The organism is Jeotgalibaca sp. A127, assembly GCF_052266745.1.
In the GTDB taxonomy this organism is placed as follows: domain Bacteria; phylum Bacillota; class Bacilli; order Lactobacillales; family Aerococcaceae; genus Jeotgalibaca.
Genome location: NZ_JBQPRC010000009.1, coordinates 22,171 through 47,484, shown reverse-complemented (window position 1 = coordinate 47,484; position 25,314 = coordinate 22,171). Strand labels below are relative to the sequence as shown.

At 40.6% G+C, this 25,314-nt stretch carries 25 protein-coding genes and 1 pseudogene; 6 read left to right on the top strand and 20 right to left on the bottom strand.

Features of this window, described 5'->3' with window-relative positions; translation table 11 throughout:
• Positions 1-14 precede the first annotated feature (14 nt).
• On the bottom strand, positions 15-1,406 hold the full coding sequence (mnmE, locus tag ACTVAI_RS09285; RefSeq protein ID WP_443486490.1) for a tRNA uridine-5-carboxymethylaminomethyl(34) synthesis GTPase MnmE: 1,392 nt from the start codon (positions 1,404-1,406) through the stop codon (positions 15-17).
• Positions 1,407-1,745: 339 nt separating this feature from the next.
• On the opposite strand from mnmE, the gene treR reads away from it, so the two are divergent.
• Positions 1,746-2,465 carry a trehalose operon repressor gene (gene treR / locus ACTVAI_RS09280; RefSeq protein WP_443474178.1) on the top strand — a complete coding sequence of 240 codons (720 nt, stop codon included), beginning with the start codon at positions 1,746-1,748 and terminating at the stop codon, positions 2,463-2,465.
• A 55-nt stretch (positions 2,466-2,520) separates the two neighbouring features.
• On the opposite strand, the gene ACTVAI_RS09275 is transcribed toward treR, so the two are convergent.
• From ACTVAI_RS09275 to ACTVAI_RS09215, 13 genes and pseudogenes are all read right to left on the bottom strand, one after another.
• The gene (locus ACTVAI_RS09275; RefSeq protein WP_443486489.1) at positions 2,521-3,651 is read right to left on the bottom strand and encodes a GerMN domain-containing protein; all 1,131 of its coding nucleotides are present in this window, start codon (positions 3,649-3,651) and stop codon (positions 2,521-2,523) included.
• Positions 3,652-3,770: 119 nt separating this feature from the next.
• Positions 3,771-5,423, bottom strand: coding sequence for an alpha,alpha-phosphotrehalase (treC, locus tag ACTVAI_RS09270; RefSeq protein ID WP_443486488.1), 1,653 nt, complete (start codon positions 5,421-5,423; stop codon positions 3,771-3,773).
• Between the two features lie 83 nt (positions 5,424-5,506).
• A pseudogene (gene treP / locus ACTVAI_RS09265) lies at positions 5,507-6,958 on the bottom strand (PTS system trehalose-specific EIIBC component); the annotation flags it as partial.
• Positions 6,959-7,367: 409 nt separating this feature from the next.
• Entirely contained in the window at positions 7,368-8,606 is a 1,239-nt protein-coding gene (locus ACTVAI_RS09260) for a carboxylate--amine ligase (protein WP_443474175.1), read from the bottom strand.
• Between the two features lie 15 nt (positions 8,607-8,621).
• Entirely contained in the window at positions 8,622-9,314 is a 693-nt protein-coding gene (locus ACTVAI_RS09255) for a cell division ATP-binding protein FtsE (RefSeq protein WP_443474174.1), read from the bottom strand.
• Positions 9,283-9,588: a response regulator gene (locus ACTVAI_RS09250; protein WP_443474173.1), complete on the bottom strand. Its 306-nt coding sequence runs from the start codon at positions 9,586-9,588 to the stop codon at positions 9,283-9,285. Before ACTVAI_RS09250 ends, ACTVAI_RS09255 begins: the two co-directional genes overlap by 32 nt.
• A gap of 30 nt (positions 9,589-9,618) precedes the next feature.
• Positions 9,619-10,194, bottom strand: a complete 576-nt coding sequence (locus tag ACTVAI_RS09245; protein WP_443474172.1) for a chemotaxis protein CheC — start codon at positions 10,192-10,194, stop codon at positions 9,619-9,621.
• Positions 10,187-12,166 carry a chemotaxis protein CheW gene (locus tag ACTVAI_RS09240; RefSeq protein ID WP_443474171.1) on the bottom strand — a complete coding sequence of 660 codons (1,980 nt, stop codon included), beginning with the start codon at positions 12,164-12,166 and terminating at the stop codon, positions 10,187-10,189. Before ACTVAI_RS09240 ends, ACTVAI_RS09245 begins: the two co-directional genes overlap by 8 nt.
• An 11-nt stretch (positions 12,167-12,177) precedes the next feature.
• The gene (locus ACTVAI_RS09235) at positions 12,178-12,954 is read right to left on the bottom strand and encodes a CheR family methyltransferase (protein WP_443474170.1); all 777 of its coding nucleotides are present in this window, start codon (positions 12,952-12,954) and stop codon (positions 12,178-12,180) included.
• Between the two features lie 4 nt (positions 12,955-12,958).
• On the bottom strand, positions 12,959-13,960 hold the full coding sequence (locus ACTVAI_RS09230; protein WP_443486487.1) for a protein-glutamate methylesterase/protein-glutamine glutaminase: 1,002 nt from the start codon (positions 13,958-13,960) through the stop codon (positions 12,959-12,961).
• Positions 13,961-13,974: 14 nt separating this feature from the next.
• Positions 13,975-14,457, bottom strand: coding sequence for a chemotaxis protein CheD (locus ACTVAI_RS09225; RefSeq protein ID WP_443474168.1), 483 nt, complete (start codon positions 14,455-14,457; stop codon positions 13,975-13,977).
• A gap of 5 nt (positions 14,458-14,462) precedes the next feature.
• Positions 14,463-14,918, bottom strand: a complete 456-nt coding sequence (locus ACTVAI_RS09220; RefSeq protein ID WP_443486486.1) for a chemotaxis protein CheW — start codon at positions 14,916-14,918, stop codon at positions 14,463-14,465.
• 28 nt (positions 14,919-14,946) lie between these two features.
• Positions 14,947-16,746, bottom strand: a complete 1,800-nt coding sequence (locus tag ACTVAI_RS09215) for a methyl-accepting chemotaxis protein (protein WP_443486485.1) — start codon at positions 16,744-16,746, stop codon at positions 14,947-14,949.
• A 300-nt stretch (positions 16,747-17,046) separates the two neighbouring features.
• Between ACTVAI_RS09215 and ACTVAI_RS09210 the strand changes: the two genes are divergently transcribed.
• Positions 17,047-17,610, top strand: a complete 564-nt coding sequence (locus ACTVAI_RS09210; protein ID WP_443474217.1) for a DNA-3-methyladenine glycosylase I — start codon at positions 17,047-17,049, stop codon at positions 17,608-17,610.
• 159 nt (positions 17,611-17,769) lie between these two features.
• Here the strand turns inward: ACTVAI_RS09210 and ACTVAI_RS09205 are convergent, their stop codons facing one another.
• Complete coding sequence (locus ACTVAI_RS09205; RefSeq protein ID WP_443474165.1) at positions 17,770-18,171, bottom strand: thioredoxin family protein; 402 nt, start codon at positions 18,169-18,171, stop codon at positions 17,770-17,772.
• A 150-nt stretch (positions 18,172-18,321) separates the two neighbouring features.
• Here ACTVAI_RS09205 and ACTVAI_RS09200 point away from each other — a divergent pair, with 150 nt between their 5' ends.
• From ACTVAI_RS09200 to ACTVAI_RS09190, 3 genes are read left to right on the top strand one after another with little or no spacing between them, the layout of a single operon-like run.
• Positions 18,322-18,681 (top strand): CidA/LrgA family protein, encoded by a 360-nt coding sequence (locus ACTVAI_RS09200; protein ID WP_443474164.1) that lies wholly within the window; start codon positions 18,322-18,324, stop codon positions 18,679-18,681.
• On the top strand, positions 18,678-19,385 hold the full coding sequence (locus ACTVAI_RS09195; RefSeq protein WP_443474163.1) for an LrgB family protein: 708 nt from the start codon (positions 18,678-18,680) through the stop codon (positions 19,383-19,385). Before ACTVAI_RS09200 ends, ACTVAI_RS09195 begins: the two co-directional genes overlap by 4 nt.
• Before the next feature lie 15 nt (positions 19,386-19,400).
• Positions 19,401-19,766 carry a YbaN family protein gene (locus ACTVAI_RS09190; protein ID WP_443474216.1) on the top strand — a complete coding sequence of 122 codons (366 nt, stop codon included), beginning with the start codon at positions 19,401-19,403 and terminating at the stop codon, positions 19,764-19,766.
• A 42-nt stretch (positions 19,767-19,808) separates the two neighbouring features.
• On the opposite strand, the gene ACTVAI_RS09185 is transcribed toward ACTVAI_RS09190, so the two are convergent.
• The 5 genes from ACTVAI_RS09185 to arsD (ACTVAI_RS09165) are packed head-to-tail and all read right to left on the bottom strand — an operon-like array spanning position 19,809 to position 24,300.
• On the bottom strand, positions 19,809-21,470 hold the full coding sequence (locus tag ACTVAI_RS09185) for an FAD-dependent oxidoreductase (protein ID WP_443486484.1): 1,662 nt from the start codon (positions 21,468-21,470) through the stop codon (positions 19,809-19,811).
• Between the two features lie 21 nt (positions 21,471-21,491).
• The gene (gene arsD, locus ACTVAI_RS09180; RefSeq protein ID WP_443474161.1) at positions 21,492-21,818 is read right to left on the bottom strand and encodes an arsenite efflux transporter metallochaperone ArsD; all 327 of its coding nucleotides are present in this window, start codon (positions 21,816-21,818) and stop codon (positions 21,492-21,494) included.
• A complete protein-coding gene (locus tag ACTVAI_RS09175; protein ID WP_443474160.1) occupies positions 21,796-22,140 on the bottom strand; it encodes an ArsR/SmtB family transcription factor in 345 nt (114 codons plus the stop codon). Before ACTVAI_RS09175 ends, arsD (ACTVAI_RS09180) begins: the two co-directional genes overlap by 23 nt.
• A gap of 24 nt (positions 22,141-22,164) precedes the next feature.
• A complete protein-coding gene (arsA, locus tag ACTVAI_RS09170) occupies positions 22,165-23,904 on the bottom strand; it encodes an arsenical pump-driving ATPase (RefSeq protein ID WP_443474159.1) in 1,740 nt (579 codons plus the stop codon).
• A gap of 27 nt (positions 23,905-23,931) precedes the next feature.
• The gene (gene arsD / locus ACTVAI_RS09165; RefSeq protein ID WP_443474158.1) at positions 23,932-24,300 is read right to left on the bottom strand and encodes an arsenite efflux transporter metallochaperone ArsD; all 369 of its coding nucleotides are present in this window, start codon (positions 24,298-24,300) and stop codon (positions 23,932-23,934) included.
• A gap of 258 nt (positions 24,301-24,558) precedes the next feature.
• Between arsD (ACTVAI_RS09165) and ACTVAI_RS09160 the strand changes: the two genes are divergently transcribed.
• Entirely contained in the window at positions 24,559-25,116 is a 558-nt protein-coding gene (locus tag ACTVAI_RS09160; RefSeq protein ID WP_443486483.1) for a hypothetical protein, read from the top strand.
• Positions 25,117-25,314 lie beyond the last annotated feature (198 nt).

The window sequence follows — 25,314 nt, the reverse complement described above, 5'->3', positions numbered from 1 at the left end:
AATAGTCGCTCGTTTTATTTACCTAAACAGAATTGGCTGAATAATTGTGTAAGTAGTTCGTCCTGGACTGTATCACCGGTTATTTCTCCCAGTAGTTCCCAAGCACGCGTGAAATCGATTTGAACTAAATCAACCGGCATTTCCGCCTCGATACCTTGCAGCACTTCTTCTAATGAGGACACGGTATCATTCAACAAAGCGATATGACGGACGTTGGAAATATAAGTGGCATCCTGCTCACCCGTTTCCCCCGCAAAGAACATGTCCGAAATTTGTTTTTCCAACAAATCCAGGCCGACTTTTTCCAGCATGGAGGTTGAAATGACTTTTTCTGGTGCGCTCCAAGCCATCAAATCGATCGGTGTCACTTTCGCTTCAAGGTCGCTCTTATTCAATAAAATAATCCGATTCATTTGTTGCGTTATTTCCAGCAATTCGATATCTTCCGGTGTTAAACCTTCACTTTGGTTAAGAAGGAGTAAGATTAAATCAGCATCCTGTAACGCTTTACGGCTCCGTTCCACGCCAATACGTTCCACGACGTCATCTGTTTCACGAATACCCGCTGTGTCGACCAGTTTCAAAGGTACACCATTTACGTTCACATATTCCTCGATAGTATCCCGGGTTGTCCCCGCAATATCCGTTACAATCGCTTTTTCCTCGCGGATCAAACGGTTCAATAAACTTGATTTACCAACATTTGGGCGTCCGATGATCGCTGTTTCCAAACCTTCCCGCAAGATTTTACCTTGTTTAGCCGTACGGAGTAATTGTTCCACATGTCCTTTTACTTCAATCGTTTTTTCTTTTAATAATTGGGTCGTGACTTCTTCGACATCGTCATATTCGGGATAGTCGATGTTTACTTCTACTTCCGCCAACGTGTTCAAAATAATTTGGCGGATATTACGGATCAGGCTGGACAAATCACCGTCCAACTGGCGTAAGGCAACGTCCATCGCCCGATCTGTTTTAGCACGAATCAAGTCCATGACTGCTTCTGCTTGAGACAAATCGATTCGGCCATTCAGGAAAGCACGTTTCGTGAATTCACCAGGTTCAGCCATTCGAGCCCCATGTTGCAAGACAGTTTGTAATAAACGGTTGACGCTGACAACCCCACCGTGACAATTGATTTCCACAATATCTTCGCGGGTAAAGGTTTTAGGTGCGCGCATAACACTCACCATCACTTCATCAATCATTTCGCCCGTTTTGGGATTATAGATATGTCCGTAATTGATAGTATGACTTTCTACGTCGACCAAGCTTTTTGATCCCGCTTGATACAAACGATCCACAATAGCAATGGCATCATCCCCGCTCAAGCGGACAATTCCGATTGCCCCTTCTCCTGGTGGCGTTGAAATGGCAGCAATTGTATCAAATTCAGTAATATTCAATGAAACGCACTCCTTCCTGGATTTATGTATTTTTATGCATGAAAAAAGTGCCCACTCCACCCCTTGGCATTTGGGGTGGTTAAGCACTTTGACTGCGTCACACACATGTATATATTCTCGGTTTTTGATTCTCAGAAATTATACAGGGATTACTAACTAATTGCAAGTATTTATGATTGGCCTATTATTTTTTCGCAATTTTGATATACTATTTTCTGCTTTTGATGGTATAATGGTCCCCGGCGTTTTATCTATGAAAGTGTGGTAGAATAAAGGTGTGAAAGCCCATACATAATTGATGAAATAGTAAAATACATATCATAAAAGGAGCTGGATACCATGAATAAATTTTATGACATTTATCTAGATCTTAGATGTAAAATTGAAAAATTCGAATATGCGACAGGCTCTTTATTACCAAGCGAAACAGCATTGTCTGAAATATATGGTGTATCCCGAGAAACGACCCGGAAAGCTTTAGCTCTATTATTGGAGAATGGCTATATTCAGAAAAAACAAGGTAAAGGTTCAATCGTTCTGGATATCCAACGTTTTAATTTCCCTGTTTCAGGATTGACGAGCTTTAAAGAGATACAGGAAGCGCAAAATATGGAGAGCGAGACTATCGTCATAAAGAATAAACGTGAAAAAATTTCCGAATTTCTTTCGGAGACATTAAATTTACCAGCGAATCAGGAAGTCATTTCTTTGCTTCGTTTACGAAAAATTTCTGGTGAAGTTATTATTTTGGATAAAGATTACTTACTCGCTGAAATAGTTGAAGCTGTACCCTCTGAGGCAGCGGAAAATTCACTTTATGATTATTTAGAAGGCGAATTGGGACTTAACATTGCTTACGCCAAGAAGGTGTTTGTGGTTGAACCCGCAACACTTGAAGATCGTAAGTTGATGAAATTGGATAATGATACCCACGTTGTCGCAGTGAAGAGTGAAGTATACTTGGAAGATACACGCCTCTTCCAATATACGGAATCGCGTCACCGCCTCGACCGTTTTAAATTTGTTGAGTTTGCACGCCGAAAACATAGTTTGAACTGAAAAATGACAAAAGACTGGAATTTCGCCCGAATAGCGAGATTCCAGTCTTTTGTATTTATTTAATGACATCTTCCATATCAACCCGCATCGCTTCGCCTTCTTCAAAAGAGAAGTGACCGGATTCGTATGGTTCATTTTCAACCGTCAACACTACTTCTTCTACCCCGTAGTAGGTACCGATTGTATTGACGATTCCTTGCAGGATAAGGGATTCTCCCGAAGAACCAGTATTCATATCCGTAATCAAGGCGTTATTGAAATCAATATACACGCGCCCATCATCATTCAAATATAAGCTATTGATGGTTGCTGAATCTGGAATGAGACGCCCGTATTCTACTCCTGGGATTTGTCTAAACAAATCAGTCAAGGTATGGCGGGTAACATCATTCGTATTGAAGGCGACATTTACCTCCGATGATTCCAAGCCCATCACGTTTGCGTCCGGGTAGAAAGTAAGGATAACTTTAGCTTCCGGTGCGTCTTCGTTCCGGGTTTCCAAAGTGGAACTCACTTCATATGAGCCGGCATTATCGGTAAATAATTCTTTTACCAATCCCATACCCTCTACATAATACTGTTTCGTGATAGTATCGTCATCGGTTGTTGTCACTTCGATAGCCGGAAACGTACCAAGCATTGTTTCTATCGAGAGACTCATGGCCGTAATTTCGGAAGCGGACCCGGATGGATTGTCCCAAGCAGTTCCAAGCGCTAACGGTTCTTTCAATAGAATTGTACCGGCATCATCGCTGGTTTTATTCAGCATATTTTCACGGAAATATGTTTCCGGACGTTGGAAAACTTGAGTCAAGGTACCGTCTGCATATTCCAAAACTTCAACAGTCTCAGTCCCACCATTGTTGGTTACATACTGAATCCGATTATTTTCTAGATATTGAGGGTATTTCGTATAAGTCGCAAATTCATTTCCCATACCGACAAATGAATAAGCTACGTTTTCTTCAAATGGGAAATAGGCTGCGATAGAGGCAGTTTCATTTGCCGGTTCAGAAGATTCGGATGATTCGGATGATTCAACTTCTGAACTGCTTTGGGAACTTGATTCGACTTGTGATTCAGAACTTATTACGGAGTCGGACGATTCAACATCTGTACCAGTGGGTCTACATCCTGTGACGAATAAACCAACAATTACCAGTGACAATAAATGTTTCTTTTCCATGATAACGCCCTCCAAATAATGTCTTTTCTTACGCTCATTATACCATAACCAATCTTTACCCCTACGAAAAAAGCGGTCTTTAGTGGTTCATCCCACCAAAGACCGCTCTAATTTTTTTATCAAACAAGTAAAAACGCCACTGTTTCGTAGGGACGAAGCGTCAGCGATTTTTCAAGTTTAGCATCGGGGTAATTTCCGATGATTACTTCCGCTGTTTCATCAACATACTCTTGAGGCAACTCAAGCGTATAGTCATTGGCGTAAAAGTGGTTCAAGACAAGTAAACGTTGGCCGTCTTTCTCACGAATATAGGCATAAACTTCTTTGTCGTCCAATAAAATGCCTTGGTAGGAACCATCAGAAATAATCGGCATTTCCTTCCGCAACTGAATCAGTTTTTGATAGTAAGGGAATATTTTCCCCTCGGACACTTCTTTTTCCACGTTAACATGTGGGTAGTTTTCTGCGACTTTCAACCATGGTGTTCCGGTCGTAAAGCCAGCATGTTCACTATTATCCCATTGCATGGGTGAACGTCCATTGTCGCGTGATTTTTGGCGGATAATGGTCATTGCCTCTTCATGCGTTTGGCCTTTCAAACGTAAATTTTCATAGGCATTATGTGATTCAACATCCACATACGCATTGATATCGGCGTAGTCCGGATTGGCCATCCCAATCTCTTCACCTTGATAAACATAAGGTGTTCCCCGTAATAAATGCATCGTTTGCGCAAGCATCGTCGCCGTTTCGTAAGGATAGTTTTCAGGATCACCAAACCGACTGTTGGCACGGGGTTGGTCATGGTTATTCCAGAACAAGGCATTCCAACCATTGCCATTGGACATGCCAGCTTGCCACTCATCCAACAAACTTTTCAATTCAAGGAAATCAAAGGGCTTGTTACTCCATTTTTCGCCATCTACATAATCCACTTTTAAATGATGGAAACTAAAAATCATCGATAGCTCATTGCGGGCTGGATCCGAATACAGCAAACCGTTCTCTACTGTTGTTGAAGACATTTCTCCGACTGTGACTATGCCTTCGTAATTCCCGAAACTTTCGCGGTTCATTTCCCGGACCCAGTCATGGACAATCGGTGTGTCTGTATATAAACTCTTTTCGTTGCCGCCTTCACTATCAACCAACACTTCGTCTTTTCCGATAACGTTCAGAACGTCAAAACGGAAACCAGCAATGCCTTTTTCCAACCAGAAATTGACCACTTTATAAAGTTCTTCGCGAACTTCAGGGTTACGCCAGTTCAAATCCGCCTGTGTTTTGTCATAGAGACATAGGTAGTACTTACCTGTATCCCCAAAAGGAGCCCAAGCATCACCAACGAATTTCGATTGCCAATTTGTAGGCAAGCTGCCGTCTTCTTTAGGCTCTCTGATAATATAATAATCCTCGTATTTTTTATCGCCTGCCAATGCTTTTTGGAACCACTCGTGCGTTGTGGAAGTATGGTTAAACACCATATCAAACATTAACGCAATGCCGTGTTCCTTTGCTTTTGCAATTAAGGCATCAATGTCTTCCATTGTCCCAAACAGCGGGTCAATCGCATAATAATCCGTCACATCGTAACCATTGTCTTTTTGCGGTGATTTGAACACTGGATTCATCCAGATCATTTCAATCCCTAATTTTTCCAAATAAGGTAGTTTTTCAATAATGCCCTTGATGTCTCCAATGCCGTTCCCATCCGAGTCTTTAAAAGATTTTGGATACAGCTGATAAATAACTTTTTCTTTAAAGTGTTCCATGATAAACCCCCTCTTACATTAAAACAGGAGCAAAAGTTAACTTCACCTTTGCTCCTTAGTTTAAAATCGCTTATAAAATACTAATTTGCTGTTTCAATAACTGGCGATTCGTCAACTTCGCCTTTTGGTACCAGAATGCCGTTCTTTTCAAATACGACAGTCAATAGGAATGGTACCACGATGGCGATTGCCATCGATACGAAAAACATTGGCCAGTGTTCAAATTGGATAGACAAGAATCCAGGAATACCACCAACACCAATGGATGCTGCTGTAACACCTGTCAATACAGATACCAAGCCTGCAATACCTGAACCAATCATAGCTGCCACAAATGGATAGATATACTTGATGTTAATACCGAACATCGCTGGTTCCGTTACACCCAAGTAACAAGAAATCATGGCTGGAATTGAAACTTGCTCTTCTTTCTTGTTTCCTCTATGCATCCAGATGACTGATAATACGGCAGAACCTTGCGCAATGTTTGACAAAGCAATCATTGGCCATAGTTGTGTTCCTTCGAAGTCAGCAATCAATTGTAAGTCGATAGCGTTTGACATGTGGTGAAGCCCTGTAATAACCAGAGGCGAGTACAGTGCACCAAACACAAGGCCAAACAACCAACTGAAACTGCTTGTAATACCTGAATAAACAATGTTGGAAATCCAGTTACCAACTTGCCAACCAATAGGACCCAGGATGGTATGGGCAATAATTACAGTTGGTACCAAAGAGAACAGTGGAACAAAAATCATGGAGATAGCTTGCGGGATCCACTTACGTAGCCAGATTTCCAAATAAGCCAAGGTGAAACCAGCCAACATGGCAGGTAATACTTGCGCTTGATAACCAATCATGTCGATTTGGAAGAATCCAAAATCCCAGAATGGAATTTCGCCCGCGGCAGCTGCGTCAGCAACACCGTACGCATTTAATAATTGTGGTGAAACTAGGGTAATCCCTAGAACAATACCCAGAATTTGAGTGGTTCCCATTTTTTTGGTTACACTCCAGGTAATACCGACTGGTAGGAAGTGGAAGATCGCTTCACCGATTAGCCACAAGAAATGGTTAACCCCTGCCCAGAATTGGGAATTCGATACAATTGTACCGTTGGCAAATTCAATACCCTCTAAAACGTTACGGAAACCTAAAATAAGACCCCCAACAACAATCGCCGGAATAAGTGGACTAAAAATTTCTGCTAAAACGGACATGGCGCGTTGAACTGGATTTTGATTTTGTTTTGCGGCTGATTTCGCTTCATCTTTTGAAACGCCTTCTTTACCGGATACCTTCGTGAACTCGTTATAGAATGTTGGCACTTCGTTACCGACGATTACCTGAAATTGACCAGCCTGGGTAAATGTTCCTTTGACAGCCGGAATTTCTTCGATTTTCTTAACATCTGCCGCGGATGGGTCGTTTAATACAAAACGCATCCGAGTTGCACAGTGAGAGACTGCGGAAATGTTTTCAGATCCCCCGATATGCTCGAGCAAATCTGCAGCATCTTTCTTAAAATCTGCCATTTTTTCTCCTCCTTTTAACTTGTCTATACAAGTCATTGATACTTTAATCATAACCCAACTCATTTTATTTTGCAAACGTTTACCATTGCGTTTTTAAAAAAAGTTCCAACGTGTTATTTCGATCCAGAACCTATAAGAAAAGGGGTCTATCATCTATGGTGGTGGCAGGTATTCTTCTCGGAAATCCCGTAGGACGGTGGGGTTGCTTGTGGCCGTGTCAAGGAGGCAATGCGAAAGTAGGGACCGTTGATACTTCAGCGTCTACGATCCCTTTGAGGCTTGCAAGCCCGGAGACTACCGGCTCAGGGCGGTCCCACGGCAGTACACAAGCAAACACGCAGGCCGAAGGGCATTTCCTTCACAACACCTAACAACCAATAACCGAAAAAGACTGTAAACAGAAATCTGTTTACAGCCTTTTAGATTGCAATAGGTGCGGTTTATAATGCCTATCTTTTGTCTCGTCCGATTGTACTTTCTCTTCAAGAGACTCATATTTCCACAGTTTTCGATAAAAATTAAGGGAGGAAATGCCTATATACATTTTACGTAACCAATGCGTTTCATAGGGTGCGGCCAAAGGATTTATTACCGGCATAATGTTTGCATGTGGCATCTCCACATGTTTTTCCAACAGATGATTCGTTAGGGAACTGTAGATGATTTCTTTATTAAACGAAGCCAACTGCAAATTCTTCCCAAGCAGAAAGTCTTCTATATAGTAAGCAGCTACGTTATGCCCTGCTGCGGTAACATAATAGTTACTCAAGCCCAAGCGTCCGTTTAATTCAAAAAAGATGTATTCATTCCGTCGTGCGTCGTATTTCACATCCAACGTTGCAAATCCATAAAAACCCGTTGCTTCTATTAAACGGGAAATGGGTTCCTCGATACGCTTCTCCTCACGGACCCACCCCGCCAAACTATTTCCAATAGCCGAAGGAGTGGGATCATCTACTAATACATTGGCATAGGAAAACAATTTTATCTGCAAATCCTTTTGGGAAACATAAACCGTTACGATGCCCAGATGCGTATCATTCCCCGGAATATATTCTTGAACGATTAATTTCTGCGTATAGCCGGCCTGACGGATACGGGTAACCACAGCCTGTGCTTCCTCACTATTTTGACATAAATAAACTTTTTCTTTCCCATCAAATTGCAGATTATGATAGCTGGATGATTGAGCCGGTTTAATGATAACGGGATAAACCAACTCGAACGTTTCAGAATTTCTCACTATCGCGGTTCTCGGGTAGGGAATATCCAGGCGTTCACACAATTCATAAAAATAGGTTTTATCGGTCACAGTCAGATAGGACTCATAATCCGAATAAGGAACAAGCCAATCTTTTGAAAAACACGATTTATGTTTAATCAATAATTCCACATACCGATCGTCACTACCAAAGATTAGTTTTTTTGTCCCGGGATAATCCTGTTCAATTGCAGCCATTGTTTCACGAAGCGCGGTGACGTCTTGCATATGGGACTGAACATAGAAATCAAGAATTCGGGAATAGCGTACGGGACCGGTTTGAAACGGACTGATGATGATGGTTTTTACGCCATATTTTTCATAAAAAGCGCGTGCCAATCCGTATGAGCCGCGGTTCGCACCCATAATAACAGGTGTAAATTTCACTGGCTGTCTTCCCTTCTAAACAATATAAAAATCTTTTTTCTTATAGTCGTATTGCAAGGATCCTACTGCTTTTTTGGATTCATCCGCAATCAGCATGCCATCCGCCATCGTCAAAGAACGAAATTGAAAGCGTTGGAAAATATGTTGATCATGAGTTGCCAGTAGTACCGTGGTGCCACGGCGATTAATGCGCATCAACAAACGAAAGATTTCCAGCGATGTATGAGGGTCCAAATTTCCGGTCGGCTCGTCTGCCAATAATAAACGCGGTTCATTAATCAAGGCGCGGGCAATCGCCACGCGTTGTTGCTGCCCCCCTGACAATTCATCCGGATAAGAATCCGCCTTATCAGCCAACTCCACTAACGTCAGCGTTTGTCTAATACGGGCATCCATTTCTTCTTCAGGAACATCCAAAATCTCCAGGGCAAAACGCACATTCTCATAAACGGTTTTCTTTGGTAACAAATGGTATTCCTGAAAAATAACACCGATATCGCGACGAAGTTTATGTAAATCACGTGCTTTTATTTTAGATAAATCAAAATCGCCAACCCTTACCGAGCCTGTACTGATTTTTTCATCCCGGTACAAAGCTTTGATCAAGGTTGATTTCCCTGAACCACTCGCACCCAATAGATAGACGAATTCCCCTTCTTCAATCGCGAAACTCAAATCACGAATGGCTCGGACCCGCCTTAATCGCATCCATAACCATCCCTTGTTGCCCCATGGCACTACACATAATGACCTTTGCACCCGCATCCAATGCCTTAATTCGTTTCAAGGCATCAATCCCGTCCATTTCAGGCATTGTGATATCCATCGTAACTAAATCAGGTTTTACTTCTTGGTAAAGAGAAACTGCTTCAAGACCATTAGCTGCTTCTCCAACTACTGTATAACCATTTTTTTCAAGAATGTCTTTTAATTTCATGCGCATGAATGCCGCATCATCTACAACCAATATGTTTTTTACCATTTTATATTTCCCCTTTTTCTCTGATATAATTTAAGAATTTTTCCAAAACCCCTGCTTGAGGTACAAAATAAAGGAAGAATCCCACTTCTCATCCTCAATCCAGTATTCATTTTTGAATATCCAGACATAATCGTCATATTGAAACTCTTCCATATAGGCGCTACTTAACAGCGAGCCAAACATATCCTCGGTTAAATAGGGTACAGAAGCACTCATTGGAACATCAAATAGTTTTACAATCGCCTGTATAAATTGATTCACCAAGATGTTTGCCAGTTCGCATACTGCTGAATTGGCGAGCTCTTCGTTATCCTGAATCAATTTTTCATGTTCACGATTAAATTTAATGAGGCCTTCTTCATCCAATAATAATAAAAATTGTCCTTTGATGGCGCCATCAACTTCCATTTGCACAGCCTTCACGATTTCTTCAGCCGGCATGATAGAGGCAAATATTTCATCATAAGTCATTTGTGTTATAAACGGCAGCTCCATATGAACTTTTTTTCCGAACATGTTAGAAATACTCGTTGCGACATTCCCACCACCAATATTGATGATTTCCTTCATAATGTCTATTTCCATTTCAGTAAAGGTATTAGACATGCGCTATTGTTTTCCTTTCCATACAAATCGCAGTCACGTTTAAGATAAGGACGATACTGCCATCTCCCATGATTGTGGCACCGAGGTAATCCGTTTGTTCCTCGAATTCTTCGCCTAATTCTTTAATGACAATTTCTTGCTGGCCAATGATGGCATTCACGGAAAGCCCATATTCGTTGCCATCAATCGTCACAAGGACCAGGTGCTCATCTTGGCGGTGATCCCGAGAAATATTTAGATGGTTTTCCAAACGAATAACTGGGATAGTCTTATCATTTTCAAGCAATACTTCGCCACCATGAATCGCTTTAATATCATCCGGGTTGGTGTGAATGACTTTGTTAATGACACTCAAGGGAATCGCAAAAGTGTGCGCTTCAACTTGGACCAGTAGAGCAGGAATGATTGATAACGTCAACGGCAAACTCAAGCGGAAGGATGTCCCGACACTTGGTTCACTCTTGATATCAATCATGCCACCTAATTCCTGGATTTTCGTCTTCACAACGTCCATCCCGACACCACGGCCGGAAATTTTCGTTACTTTTTCAGCTGTTGAAAAACCGGGATGGAAAATAAGTTCTTGAATTTCTTTTGGAGATAATCCTGCTGTGGCGATTCCTTTTTTCTCGGCGCTTTGCTTAATTGCTTCGGCATCCAGCCCTTTGCCATCATCTGAAACCGTAATAAAGACACGATTTCCTTCTTGATATGCTGAAATTTTGATGGTTCCTTTTTCTGGTTTACCCAAAGCCCGACGAATTTCCGGCGACTCAATGCCATGATCGGCACTATTGCGAATCAGGTGAATCAAAGGCTCATTTAATTCCGAGACAATTGTTCTATCTAACTCTGTATCATCACCCTCAATCACCAATTCCATCGGTTTTCCGGAGTCGTTACTCAAATCACGAACGACGCGTGGGAAACGATTTGTGACGGTTTGTAACGGTTGCATACGAATGTTTAGAACTAAGTTTTGCAGTTGATTTGTTACACGTGAAACATAACTTAAGGTTTCTTGCATCTTTTTATTGTTAGTTTTTTCACTGATATCTTCCAATTGTGTGCGATAGATAATCAATTCGGAAACAAGGCTCATAAACGAATCCAATTTTTCTAAATCAACGCGCACAGACTGATTATGGTTGTGCCCATTTATCATGGTTGTTTTTTCTTTCTTGTTTACCTCTGCAGTTGATTCGATGACAGCCAGCTCGTCTTGTCGTCTTTCTCCAATTGTCATAACTTCAACTGCTTCAACTTCACTTTGTTCATTGATGATGTCAGATACCGTTTGTTGGTCGCGTTCCGTGATATACAGAAGTTGAAAGGTACGACCAAAGTCTCCTGCTTCCAATATTTCCGAAACGGGATCAGTCTTCATGACTTCCCCAACCTCTTCCAATTTGTTGATGACAAGAAAAGCACGAGCATTCACCATCATGCTATCCTCTTCAATTGTTACTGTAATTTGGAAAGTGTTGTAATTGCTTGCTTGAGCAGCCGCTATTATACTCCAGTCTGATTCATCTAACGCAAAAAAATCAGGTTGGCTTACTTTTATTTGTATTCCTTCTGCTTTACCATCCGCTCGCGCTACAATACGGTCACAGACCGTCAGGATTTGCGAATAATCACCTTCTTCAACTTCATTTCGAATATTTTCAACAATTTCTGCTAATGCATCTAGGCTATTGAATACGACATTGATTATCTCTTCATCCGCTATCAATTTTTCTTCTTTCAGGATTGAAAAGACATTTTCCAGTTTATGTGTGACTTCCGTCATTTTCTCAAAGCCCATGGTTCCTGCCATGCCTTTTAAGGTGTGGGCAGAACGGAATATATCATTCAGGATTTGTGTATCAGTCGCATCTTTCTCGAATTCCAAAACCAATTCATTCAGTTTCAGTAAATGTTCATCTGTTTCTTCGAAAAATAATTCTAAGTACTGGCTGTTATCGTCCAACTTTGTCCCCCCTATTCAACTTTCTCATAAATAAAAGAACCTATTTTTTTGAATCCGTACTTTTTAGGATTATAAATGGTTTCCGTTGCACCTATAAAGAAGATTCCGCCCTGAACTAATGCATCGCTAATATTCTGATAGATCGCTTCTTTTACTTCGTCATTAAAATAAATCGTGACATTGCGGCAAATAATCGCATGATGGCCTTTTTCATAGCGATCCTGGATAAGGTCGTGCTTTTTGAATTGGACTAAATCCTTTATTTCGGAATTCAGATAGTATTTTTTTTCATCAACTGAAAAATTTTTTTTAAGATCACCCATGGGAACATTTTTTACTTCCGCATCGCGGTAAACCCCATCACGAGCCTTTCGAATAATCGTCGCATCGATATCAGACCCAATAATTTTACTGCGGTGGTGCAGGTTATTATTTTTCAAGACCATCGCAACTGAATATGCCTCTGCTCCGGTCGAACAAGCTGCACTCCATATCTTTAAGTCTGGGTATTTAGGAGCCACTCTTTCTAACAAAATTTGCTCGAATTCAGCAAAAATTTGGGCATTGCGATAGAACTCAGTGACGTTAATGGTGATGTAATCAAGAAACTCCTGCCTTATTTCCGCATTTTTTTTAATGGACAGGGCATACTCTTTTAAATCTTTGGCTCCGCTTTTCTTCATCACAGTGCTGATACGTCTTTGCAGTTGTTTTTGTTTATAACCATCCAATTGTAAATTCAGTTCCCGTTTGGACCAGTCGTAAAATGCTTCAAATTGTTGTGTCATAAACTCACCTTTCAATGTCATTCAGTATTTTCGTCATCTCATCTAAATCAGAAATGACATCTACTACGCCCGCTTTTACAGCATTACCTGGCATACCGTAAACGACACAGCTGGCTTCATTTTGAGCGACTGTGCATCCACCTTTAGCTTTCACTACTTCCATTCCTAACGTGCCATCTTTACCCATGCCGGTCATGATAATTGCCAATAATTGCTTGTTGTATTTATAGGCAGCAGAATGGAATAGAATATCAACTGCCGGCCGGACACCATTTACTTTTTTTGATTGGGTCAGTACGATTTCATCGTTAGCAAGCGACATATGATAGTTTCCCGGTGCCAGATAGACCGTTCCGGGAATGATTTTTTCACCTTGCTCTGCTTCCTTTACTGGAACGGGTCCATTCTGATTCAGACGCTGTGCAAAAGAGTTGGTAAAACCTTCGGGCATATGTTGAACAATGAATACAGGAACAGCTAAATCTTTTGGCAGTTTGCTTATCACTTCCAGGAGGGCTCTTGGTCCACCCGTTGAAGCACCTATGACGACTGCTTTAAAGCGTTTATTATCTATACATACTTTTTTAATGGGCCTGATAGGTTCTGTTTGTGATTCTTTTTTTTGAAAAATCGCACGAATATGAGAAGCAAGCTCTTTTTTGAAAGAATCAGGATTTTCTCTGAGATTTTTTGGTTTTTCGATAAAATCTGTTGCGCCTGATTCCAGAGCTTGAATCGTGATATCCTTTCCTTGCAAGGAACTCAACATAAATACAGGAACATCACTCTTCTCGCGGATACGTCTTACGGTCTCCAGTCCATTCATTCCGGGCATTTCGACATCCAGGGTAATGGCATCTGGTTGATAGATAGCCAATTTCTGTAAAGCCGTTTCGCCGTTTACAGCCGTAGCAACAACTTCGAAGCCGTCAATACTATTAATCTGCGCCGATAATATTTTTCGCATAAATGCTGAATCATCAACGACTAAAATACGTACTGCCATCCCATCCACCTCTTTTATAAACCAATGTAATCGCGGTTCGCAGTACGAATAAGAACCGTTTGCTTCTCAAGGTCAAACAGCATCGAACGACCAATATGATCACCCGTGTGCTCTCCTAAAATAGGAATATCCAGTTCCAGTAAAATTCTTTTTACCGCTTCGATATTCCGTTGACCAATTTGCATTTGAGAAGATGTTTTTTTACCTTTAAACATGCTTGCACCACCAGCGATTTTAGCGGTCATATTGCCCCTTGCTCCCAACAATCGCATCTCTTCGATTAATGACGGGATAGCCAAATCAGCAAATTTCCCTGGTTTTTTTTCGCCATGAAAAGCTGTGCTGTCCGGCAGCATAATGTGACTCAAACCGCCTACTTGTGTTTGTGACTCAAATAGTGCAATGCCAACACATGATCCCAAAGCAATAGTTACCAATGATTGCGGGGAGCGAGAAGATTTATATTCACCAATTCCAACCTTGACGCTGTTTTCCATCCCCATTAGCTCCTTTGCTTTTCAATTAGTCCCACTATTTCTTGTTCGCCTTCTGAGGTAAACAACTTCTCCACATCGATATGCAGAGTGATGACAGCATTTTCCTGAAAAGTTCCAACTAAATAGGCTGTTTTAGCATTTTCATTTTCTGAAACGTCCGTATCTATTTGGGGATATTCTCTCACAGTCGTTATTTGTTCAACGATAAGTCCAATTTTATTGCCTTTCCAATTCGTAACAATGACTTTTGATTGTTCATTGGGTTGCAATTTTTCTTTAAATAATCGCTTTTTCATATCAATAAGTATCAGCGGTGCTTCATTATAAGATTGAAAACCGCTAATGTAATCTGATGTATCGGGAATAATTGTTGGATTGTCATAAAGCAATATTTTTTCGACACCATCAATCGAAAGGGCAAAATGTTGTTCGTTACAAATAAAATTTATAAACTTTGTCATGCCATCCCTCTTTCCTAGATTGGAATACTTACAGTTTAAATTGTGCCACCATTCCGTTCAGCATTTCTGCTTGTTCGGCAATTTGGTTAGCATTAGCAGCTACTTCTTCCATGGTACTTGTAATTTCTTGAGATGCAGCAGAAGTTTCTTCTACACCAGCAGCAGACTCTTCGGAAACAGAAGCGATTTCTGAAATAGCATGTCCCATTTCCCCACTTGTTTCGGACAAGTTAAGAATATCTTTGTTGATGGTTTCTATTTCTTCCACCATACGGTCTAGTGATTGGGAAATTTGGTCGAATGTCGTCCGTGTTTCAATAATACTCTCCAGGCCTGCTTTAGCTTCTGACGAGCCTTCTGCTAAAGAACTAGCTACATAAGTGGATTCTTTCTGAATGTTTTCTACAAATCCGGTGATTTCTTTCACCGAATCCCCTACTTGTTCAGACAATTTACGAACTTCATCCGCTACCACCGCAAAGCCACGACCATGTTCACCGGCACGTGCTGCCTCGATTGCCGCGTTAAGCGCCAATAGATTTGTCTGATCTGCTATGCCCCGAATAATGACTACTAGTTTATTGATTTCTTGTGTACTCTTATCTAAAGCAGTCATCATCCCCACTGATTCTTGGACGATTTCATTGATACGCCCCATTTGTTGGCTGGATGAATCCATTAAATCTTTTCCTTGGTGAGATAAAGACACAACTTGTTTAGATGCATGACCAATTTCAGTAGCGGTTTTCGAAGCATTTTCAAAATCGGTTCCGAACTGTTCCATGTTTGTCGCCATTTGGCTGGCTGTATGTGCTTGGTTTTCTGTTCCAATCGCCAATTCCTGCATTGTCATGGCTACTTGTTCAGCACCAGTCTTTACTTCATTGGAAGATTGGGATAATTCCTCACTATGTTGTGCTAATTCAACGGCAGCTCCGGAAATGTTTGTAATCATATTCGTGAATCGTTCTTGAAGTTCATTTGTTGTCTTCGTCAATTCAGATATTTCACCTTTTCCAGGAACTTCCAATGGTTTTTGACCTAAGATTCCTTCTGAAATGGATTTCAATCGATTCATGATATTTATTATGGGTCTAGTAAGACTATTAGCAAAAATGATAATTAAAATCACACTCAAAATAAAAGCAATGACAAGCATGATTATCATCATTATGATACTGGATTTAATTTGTGATAAAACATCTTGTGTTTTTGCTTTTGCCCGATCGGCTTGTGTGCTTGAATAAGTTAGGATATTTTCTGTCAATTGCTCAATTTCAGGATTGTAGTAACTGTTCACTACTCTGAGTGCTTCTCCACGATTTCCGCCTTCCATTACGGATTTAATTTGTTCTTCAAGCATAATATCAAGCAAGAAAAAATCTTCAAAAGTCTTTTCGACTTCTTTAGATACTCCTTTTCCTAATATCTTATTAATTTCGATATTAAGTAAATCGGTATACTTCTCAATTTGATCAACATAACTTTTTTTGCTTGTTAAAAAGTAGCCACGGACCGCTGCTAAACGACGTGCGGAATAATAATTAACATTGTCATAGATTTTCATGGTTGTGATATCACCCGCCACCATTTCATCGACATCGCTGTAAACCTTTTGGAAGGAATAGAGGTTACTTAGACCAATGCTCGTCATAAAGAGCATAATAATGGAGAATATTAACAACAAGCGTTGCTTGATATTTAAATTGTTATATGAAAACTTTCCTGTCCTCAGAGAATGATTTAAATTTACCTTTCCATTTTGTTGAGAAACCCATTTTTTCTTTTCTTTTAATTCACTACTAGTCCCTTGCTTTGATAAATCCAAACGATTCACTCCTATTTTTCCATTTTTTACAATAGCTTTTTTATCGGTAAGTTACACCAAAACTTAAGGCTGTTTAAAACTATTTGTGATTATTAATTCAACGATTCCTATGTTTCTTCAATCCTGTAGTTTCCAATCTTTAACACTTCCTATCCAGATATTTAATTACGTACCTTTATTTATATCGGTTATAATGATAATAAGTTTAATATAATTATTGAATTATATTTCTATTGTTTTTCATGAGATACGAAGGCCACAATTATGTTATAGTGCCGAGTAAAAGGAGGTGTTTCCATGATAAAACGTTGTAGCTGGGCAGGAGAAGATACACGCATGCAAGCTTATCACGATAACGAATGGTGTGTTGAGAACCATGATGATCGGTACTTATTTGAGATGCTGACTTTGGAAGGAGCCCAAGCTGGTCTTTCGTGGCAATTAATCATTAATAAACGTGAGGCGTATCGGGAGGCTTTTCATAACTTCTCAATTGAAGAATGTGCTGAGCTTTCCGATTCTGATTTGGAAGAAATACGGGTAAATTCTGATATCGTAAAAAATAAACTTAAAATACGCTCCGTGCGTTCGAACGCGCTTGCGGTTCAGGCCATACAAGAAGAATTCGGTAGCTTTTCCGCCTACATTTGGTCATTTTCAGGACCAATCAATAATGACTGGGAACATGAATCCGAAGTTCCTGCTCAAACGGAAATATCCCAGATAATCAGCAAAGACTTGAAGAAACGCGGGTTCAAGTTCGTGGGTCCCGTCATCATTTATTCCTATATGCAGGCTATCGGAATGGTAAACGACCATATCGTCAGTTGTGATTTTAAAGGTGATTACTCAGGGCATGTTTAGCGCTCCGAGTAATCATTTTTCCAAAAAAGTGATTACTCAACGAGGTTTTTCTGCTCGAGTAATCACTTTAGGACAAGAAGTGATTACTCAAAGGTGTTTTCGCATATGAGTAATCAAAAAGAACTCAGAAAAAGCTAATTTGGCTTTTTCTGAGTTCTTTTAGTTTTCTGTTAACAAAGCAGTGATCTGCGCTTGCGTATGCGTGTGATCAACATAGTCTGTCACGACGCCCTTTTCCAAGCGGACCAGTTTGGGAACTGTTTTGACTTCATTCGCATCCAAAATATCCTGGAAATCACCGTCATTCTTATGTTTATCCGTATCATATTTATAGACTTTCGTTCCCGTTTCTTGGATAGCTTCATTCATCAACGGCTCGAATTCCCGGCAATAAGAGCAAGTATCGCGCCCGAAGTATAAATAAGCAACATCTTCTGTCATAACCGCTTCATAATCGGCTTTAACCCTAACCTCAGCGACAAATGATTGAGGCTGCATAAAAATATATAATCCACTTAATACAAGGAATAATCCAACAAGAATGAGTAGTAGTTTTTTCATTAAAGTCACTCCAAATCTATTTATAAGGTCTTGGGATTTTCTCATATTATAACATTTTAAATAAAGTTCATTTTTAAAACGGTACCAAGTAATGCTTTATTATCAAGTTTGTGATAATATTTACATATTAAATTTTGGGGTGGCGCACACATGAAAATTTTCAAACAGTTATTCTGGATTCTCTTGTTCTCATTTATCGGGGAGTTCATTTCCGCCTTGTTACCCTTTCCTATACCTGGTAGTGTGATTGGGATGATTTTATTATTCATCGTCCTGCATTACGGATGGTTGAAAATGGAACAAGTAGAAGAAGTAGGGAATTGGCTTACTTCAAATATGGCTCTTTTCTTCGTACCTGCCGGAGTTGCCTTGATGACAAATTTCGATCTATTGGCAGACTACTGGTGGCAATTATTGGTTATCACATTTATTACGACCATCATTATGATGGTTTCAGTTGGAAAAATAGTCCAATTTATCAAATTGAAAACACGAGGTGATAAAGAATGATCGATTTATTAACGACTACACCTCTATTTGGTATTTTGCTGACATTTGCAATGTACTTACTTGGGGACAAACTCTATAGAAAATGGCCAATCGTTATCTTTACTCCTTTGCTTTTTGGTTTTGTTACTATTATCATTCTGTTAATGACACTCGATATTCCATTCGAGAACTTTGATATTGGCGGGAAATTTTTGACCATGTTTATTACGCCAGCTACGGTTGCTTTAGCAATTCGGTTGGAGAGAAACATTATTTATTTGAAAAAATATTATCCTGCGATCATCACCGGTATTTTTTTAGGCGTTCTTATTCATTCGTTCTTGATTATTACCTTGGCTTTGTTATTCCGACTTGATCAAACCATGGTTGCAACCCTGCTGCCAAAATCAATCACAACCGCCATTGCGGTTGGGATTTCAGAGTCACTCGGGGGGATTGCTTCCCTAACGGTTGCCCTTGTTGTCTTAACAGGGATTTTTGGGGCTTTAGTTGGTCCGCGTCTTTTTCAAATATTTAAAATTGATGATCCGGTTGCTCAAGGTATTGGTATGGGTGCGGGTGCTCATGCAATGGGAACTTCAAAAGCGATTGAAATCGGTGAAGTTGAAGGGGCCATGTCCAGTTTGGCAATTGTCATTACCGGTATTGTTACTGTCGTCATCGCACCACTAACCATGAACCTGTTACGCCAATTTTTTTCATAAAAAGGGTGAATTACAATTAAACGTACATTCCTACTTACTATAGGACTCATTTCTTTCGGTTTAGGAAGCATTGGGGCGATTATTCCCGTCTTACCGACAACGCCCTTTTTGTTGTTGGCTGGTTATTGTTTTGCCAATAGCTCCAGTCGGTTTCATGTCTGGTTACAAAAAACGAAAATTTATAACTTTTACGTTGCAGACTATGCCAAAACAAAATCTATTCCCCGTCGCAAGAAATGGCAAATCCTATTTAACATATATTTTTTAATGGGTATTTCCGTTTGGGCTGCCCCGATTTATTGGGTCAAACTAATTTTGGTTGGTTTGATGGTATTCTTGACCATCATGTTAATGAAGGTTATTCCTGATAAAGTAGAGTAAATAGAAAGACGCCATCAGCTTTTTTAGCTGATGGCGTTTTTTTTATTTATTTAGCATCTTGATATAACTTTGATAGTTTTTATTTCCACCGGAAAGGTTATAAACTTCCGTAAAGCCAAGGTTCAAGAGTACATTTTGCGCTGCATTTCCGGTTACCCCTTTGTTGCAATAAGTCACGGTCGGACGTGATTTATCCAACTCATCGGCACGTTGGCGTAACTCTCCCAGAGGAATATGAACCGCGCCTTCGACGTGCGATTTCTCAAAATCTTTCTTGGAGCGCGTATCAATAATTTGAAGGCTCTTTTCTTCATTGCTTTTTTCAATTAATTTTTCAGGCGTGATTAAAGGATTGCCGTGTAACGCATTATCAAGAGCCATGCCCGTATAAAGAACAGGATCTTTTGTTGTCGCAAATGGCGGTGCATAAGCTAAGTCCAGATGGAATAAATCTTCTGCTTTGGCACCAAACGTAATTGCAGTTGCAATCACATCAACGCGTTTATCCACGCCGCCCTTACCAATTACCTGAGCACCCAGGATGCGTCCGTCTTTCTTGTCAGCCAATGCTTTGATGGTCATTTCCTTACCACCTAAATATTCGGCATGAGCCGGTTTAATATTGTATAGAACCTCAAAGTCAAAGCCTTCTTTGACTGCTTCTTTTTCAGTCAGCCCTGTTTGGCCTACATGCCAATCAAAGATACGGAAAATCCCTGTTCCCAGCACACCACGATGCTCCAAGTTGCCACCTGTGATGACATCCCCAGCAATCCTACCCATTTTATTCGCCGTTGAACCAAGCGGACGGTAAATCGGGTTTCCGGTAATAACAGAGAAACTTTCTGCTACATCCCCGACAGCGTAGACATCAGGAACATTCGTCTGCATTTTTTTATTCACTTTCACAGCGCCAGTAGCACCGATTTCCACACCAATCTGTTTAGCCAGTTCTGTGTTCGGGCGAACGCCGACGGAAAGGAAGACAACATCTGCTTCCAAACTTTCGCCTTTTGAAGTAACTACGCGTTTGGCTGTACCTTCGCCTTCAATACTCTTGACGGTGTCGCCAAGTAGAAGATGAACCCCATTAGCTTCTAACTGTTCCTCAACACGAAATGCCATGTCCGCATCCATCGGGGGCATCACTTGATTCTGCATTTCAACAAGCGTTACTTCCAAACCTTTATGTACCAACTGCTCAGTTAGTTCCAAACCGATAAAGCCAGACCCCACTACAAGGGCTCTTTTTGGTTGATTCAAAGAAAGGAAAGCTGAAATATCACGATTATCCTGGATATTACGTACTTGGAAAACATTATCGTATTCATTTTGATCAAATGGAGGTGGTGTAACTGGCGATGCGCCCGTAGCCAACACCAACACATCATAATGATCTTTTTTCGTTTCACCAGCCGCTAAATCGGTAATTTCAAGCGTCTTATTATCATGGTCTACGCGGGTTACGCGGTGTTCTGTGAAGATGTCTACTTCATAACGTTTCTTGAACCAGGCCACATTACGTGGCGTCAATTGTTCAATAGTCTCTACTTCCCCACCAATTTGGTAAGGGATGCCACAAACTGAATAGGAGATATCTTTACCTTGATCGTATACAACAATTTCAGCTTCTTCTGTATTTCTTCGTGCCTTGGCAGCCACTGATGTCCCCGCTGCAACCGAACCAATAATAATAATTTTCATCTATTACCCTCTTTTCATTATTTAATTTACTTCTTCATGGAGTTCGATAGCTAAGAACGCTTCGATTTCTTCGTTGGTCGGATAGCTCCCGAAGTGGACAATTTGCTCTTCCACAACGGTGATTGGGAGACAGTCCGCTCCCTTGTCCTGTAGCATTTGTCTCACTTGTTCATTCCGGATGAAAGCATTCGGATTTTGGGCCAAATTATATCGAACCATCATGACGCCGTCGGTTTTCTTGACTTGCTGCATGACAGCAGTAATCCGGATAAGATTATCATCAACGGAAGGGCCACAAACGCCTGTGCTACAACATAAGGCTGTTTCATAGAGTGCTAACTTTTTCATCACTTGACATCCTTTCTACCGTTCTTTCGGTTGCGCACACACATCTTTCCGTGCTTTGTAACAAGGCCATCGTATTTTGTATTAAGGCATCAGCATTTTCTTGATTGATTGAATAGTTGTGCCACAGGCCTTTTTTTTCTGTAGTAACAAACCCAGCTTCTACCAATACTTTGATATGGTGCGATAAGGTGGGTTGGGTAAAATCAAAATGTTCCAATACATCACACGCGCAAAGCGAACCACAAGAAAGTAAATCCAATATCTTAACACGATTTGGGTCAGATAAGGCCTTCATAGCCTTTGCATATTCTTCATAATTCAATGAGCTTCCTCCTTTTTAATAACATTATAAAATTGTTGTTAATGTTTTTCCTTTTAATTCAACAGGGCTCCACTCCACTACTGCAAAGTGATTGTTGGATGTTTCAGCAACCCGCTCAATCCATTCGCGTTCATTCTGGGAACGAGCCAATAGTAAGTCGTTAGTAGTTCCACTAGAAAGCATGCTATTATTGACGACCCACCAAGTGTGAGCTATTTGCGCACGGTCCAAATCGTCTCGCAAACGAAGAGATTCGTATACCGGTGTGTTTTCCGGTAAAGTCACCATCACTACTTCTGTCTGTTCAGGGTCTTGTAACACAGGAAGCAAGTTCACCACTGATTCTGGAACTTCACCTGATGAGCGTTCTACTTCTTTCGCATAACTTTGAGAAGAATCGAGTAACAATAGCGTATGCCCGGTCGGAGCAGTATCAATGACAACTACATCTGCATCTACCGTTGCAACAATATCAGCAAATCTTCTAAAGACGGCGATTTCTTGCGTACATGGTGAACGTAAATCTTCTTCCACGTAAGCGAGGTCTTCACCTGACATGGTTTGACGCGCCTTACTTAAGACTTCCTCGGTATATTTTTTTAGTTCCAATTTTTCATCGATATGACTCATTTTGATTTGATTGGATTCTTGAATGATAAAGTCCAAGTGGGCAGCAGGATCAGTTGTGGCCAAGTGAACTTTTTTCCCTTTTTCGGCCAATCCCAATGCAATGGTCGCAGCTATAGTTGTTTTTCCAACCCCACCTTTCCCCATCGTAAAAATAACACGCTTATGGGAATCAGCCAAGTCATCAATGATTGTTTGTAAACGTGGGTATTTTTCCGCTTGTGATTCTTTTACAGCGGGAACTTCTTGGTGATCTTTTAATAAATTTCGTAAATTATCGATTCCGGTTAAATTGTAAGCACGAAGCGGAATCTTCAAAGCAGGGCATTGGCGTAAATGTTTTGGCATGCTTTGGAGCACCTTTTCTTGATCATCCGCATACTTTTGAGAAACGAAATCCGTGGCACGTTCCAACAAACCATTTACAATTAATTTTTGGTTTTTAATCCCTAATTCGCCCAACTCTTTGGAAGCGCGGTTTGCTTCCAGAATCGGACCCTCTTGTGCACGGGTGACCAATAGCAGCGTTGTTTTCGTACTATCTGCCAGCGTTTTTACGGCCTGTTCATAACTTTCTTTTTTATCCCCTAGTCCAGAAAGCTGACCCATGCAGGAAGTTCCCGTGGTATTTTCATCCAAAAAATCGTTCCAGGCAGAAGGCAACTGAAGCATCCGTAAAGTATGGCCTGTTGGTGCCGTATCAAAAATAATATAATCAAATTTTTCTTCTACTTGTGGGTTGGTCAGAAAACCAGCAAACTCGTTAAAAGAAGCAATTTCAACCGTACATGAACCCATAAGTTGCTCCTCCATGTTGGCAATTGCTGATTCAGGAAGCAGACCTCGATAGGGTCCGACAACGGACTCCATATATTCTTGAGCAGCTGTAATCGGATCAAAGTTTGCTACAACTAATCCTGGTATTTCTTCAAGAGCTGTTCCTTTGTTATCCAATTCGCGTCCAAACACATCCTGTAGATTACTTGCTGGATCTGTGCTGACCAGCATGACAGTTTTTCCACTATCTGCTAGGCTTATTGCAGTAGCACAAGCCGTAGATGTTTTACCTACGCCCCCTTTACCGGTAAAAAACAAATATTTTGTTAAAATATGGTCTTTAGGTTGATACATTTCCATTTTTTTCATCTCCCAAAAAAGTTCTTCTTAACAACAGGATGAGCCGGCGTCTCCACCGCAACAACTTCCTTCTTGGCCAGTCTTCACAAATACAATCCCCGTATAGGCGGTGATTTCATCTAATGAAGGATACTCGCCCACTTTTTTGATTTCGTTGTCAAGGACCGTAATCGGCAAGGCTGAAGCGCCTCTTTCTTGCAAGAGTGCGCTCACTTTTTCATTCGCAACAAAGGCTTGCGGGTTATTGGATAAATTATATCTTACAGCCTCTAAATCCTTGACAGAATTGAGTGCCTCCATCGCTGAGGTAAACAGTATCAAGTTTTCGTCGATAGAAGGGCCACACACCCCTGTACTACAACACATCGCTGGTTCATAAATAGTGAATTGTTTCATTTCGTTTTCCTTCTTCCTGATTTATAATCTTGTTTCATTCTACATAGATGTTCTTCTATCTAAAATATAGACTTCCATCTATCTAATGTCAATTAAATTTTTGATGGTTAGGTTTTTGAATAAAAACGACAGAGAAGAACGATAATGGGTGAATCTGTTGCTATACATTTAAGCTAACCACACCTAGTCAGGAACCGTACCGTGATATAATAGGTGTGAGGAATAACGCATGGCTTGATTAGATTGGAGGTCAGTGTCATGGAAATGAAACGCGATAATAAACACATCTTGTTTCTGGCACTCATGGGAATACTGGCTTTTACTATTGCTGGAGTGGTCAATGGGCTTATCTTGACACAATTTGAATTACCTCTTGGTTCAATTGTTGAAGGTACGATTTGGGGATTAATTCTTGGTTTCTTCGTCCGCGATCGTTTCAAAATTTGGAAAGTAGTGATCGCTGCGATTATTGCAACTTTTATTTCTTATTTTTTAGGCTCCTTCATTGGGCTTAGTCTCCCAGTTCCTCGTTATATCAGTTATATGATTATGGGAATCGTGATGGGTCTCATCTTCGGTGGTATTATTGGAAAACTGCGAGGGGCCATTTTATTTGCAACTATTGGGGCTGTTGTATTCCTGATAGGTGGTTTTCTTTATGACTATTTGCCGATTTATGGCAGTAGCTTTATGAACTTCTTTGAAGACACCTTTGGACCGAATGGATGGGTCATCTTTGCCCCGGCTTTCATCGGAATATTTAAGGGTTTGGCCATGGGATTAGCGCTGGGGATTTTGGAAAAACGTAAAATTTAACAGCTAGTGCGGCGTTCCTGAAGTATTTTTTTCGGGAACGTCGCACTTTTCGCTAAATTGCGGCTTTTAGAAAATATTTTGGATGGGAACGCCGCATTTTTTCCGAAAATGCGGCGTTCGGGGCTTCATAAATTCCTAAATGCCGCACCACCAAACGTTTTGAAACTAAACTCACACAATAAAAGACGAATCGCAGCT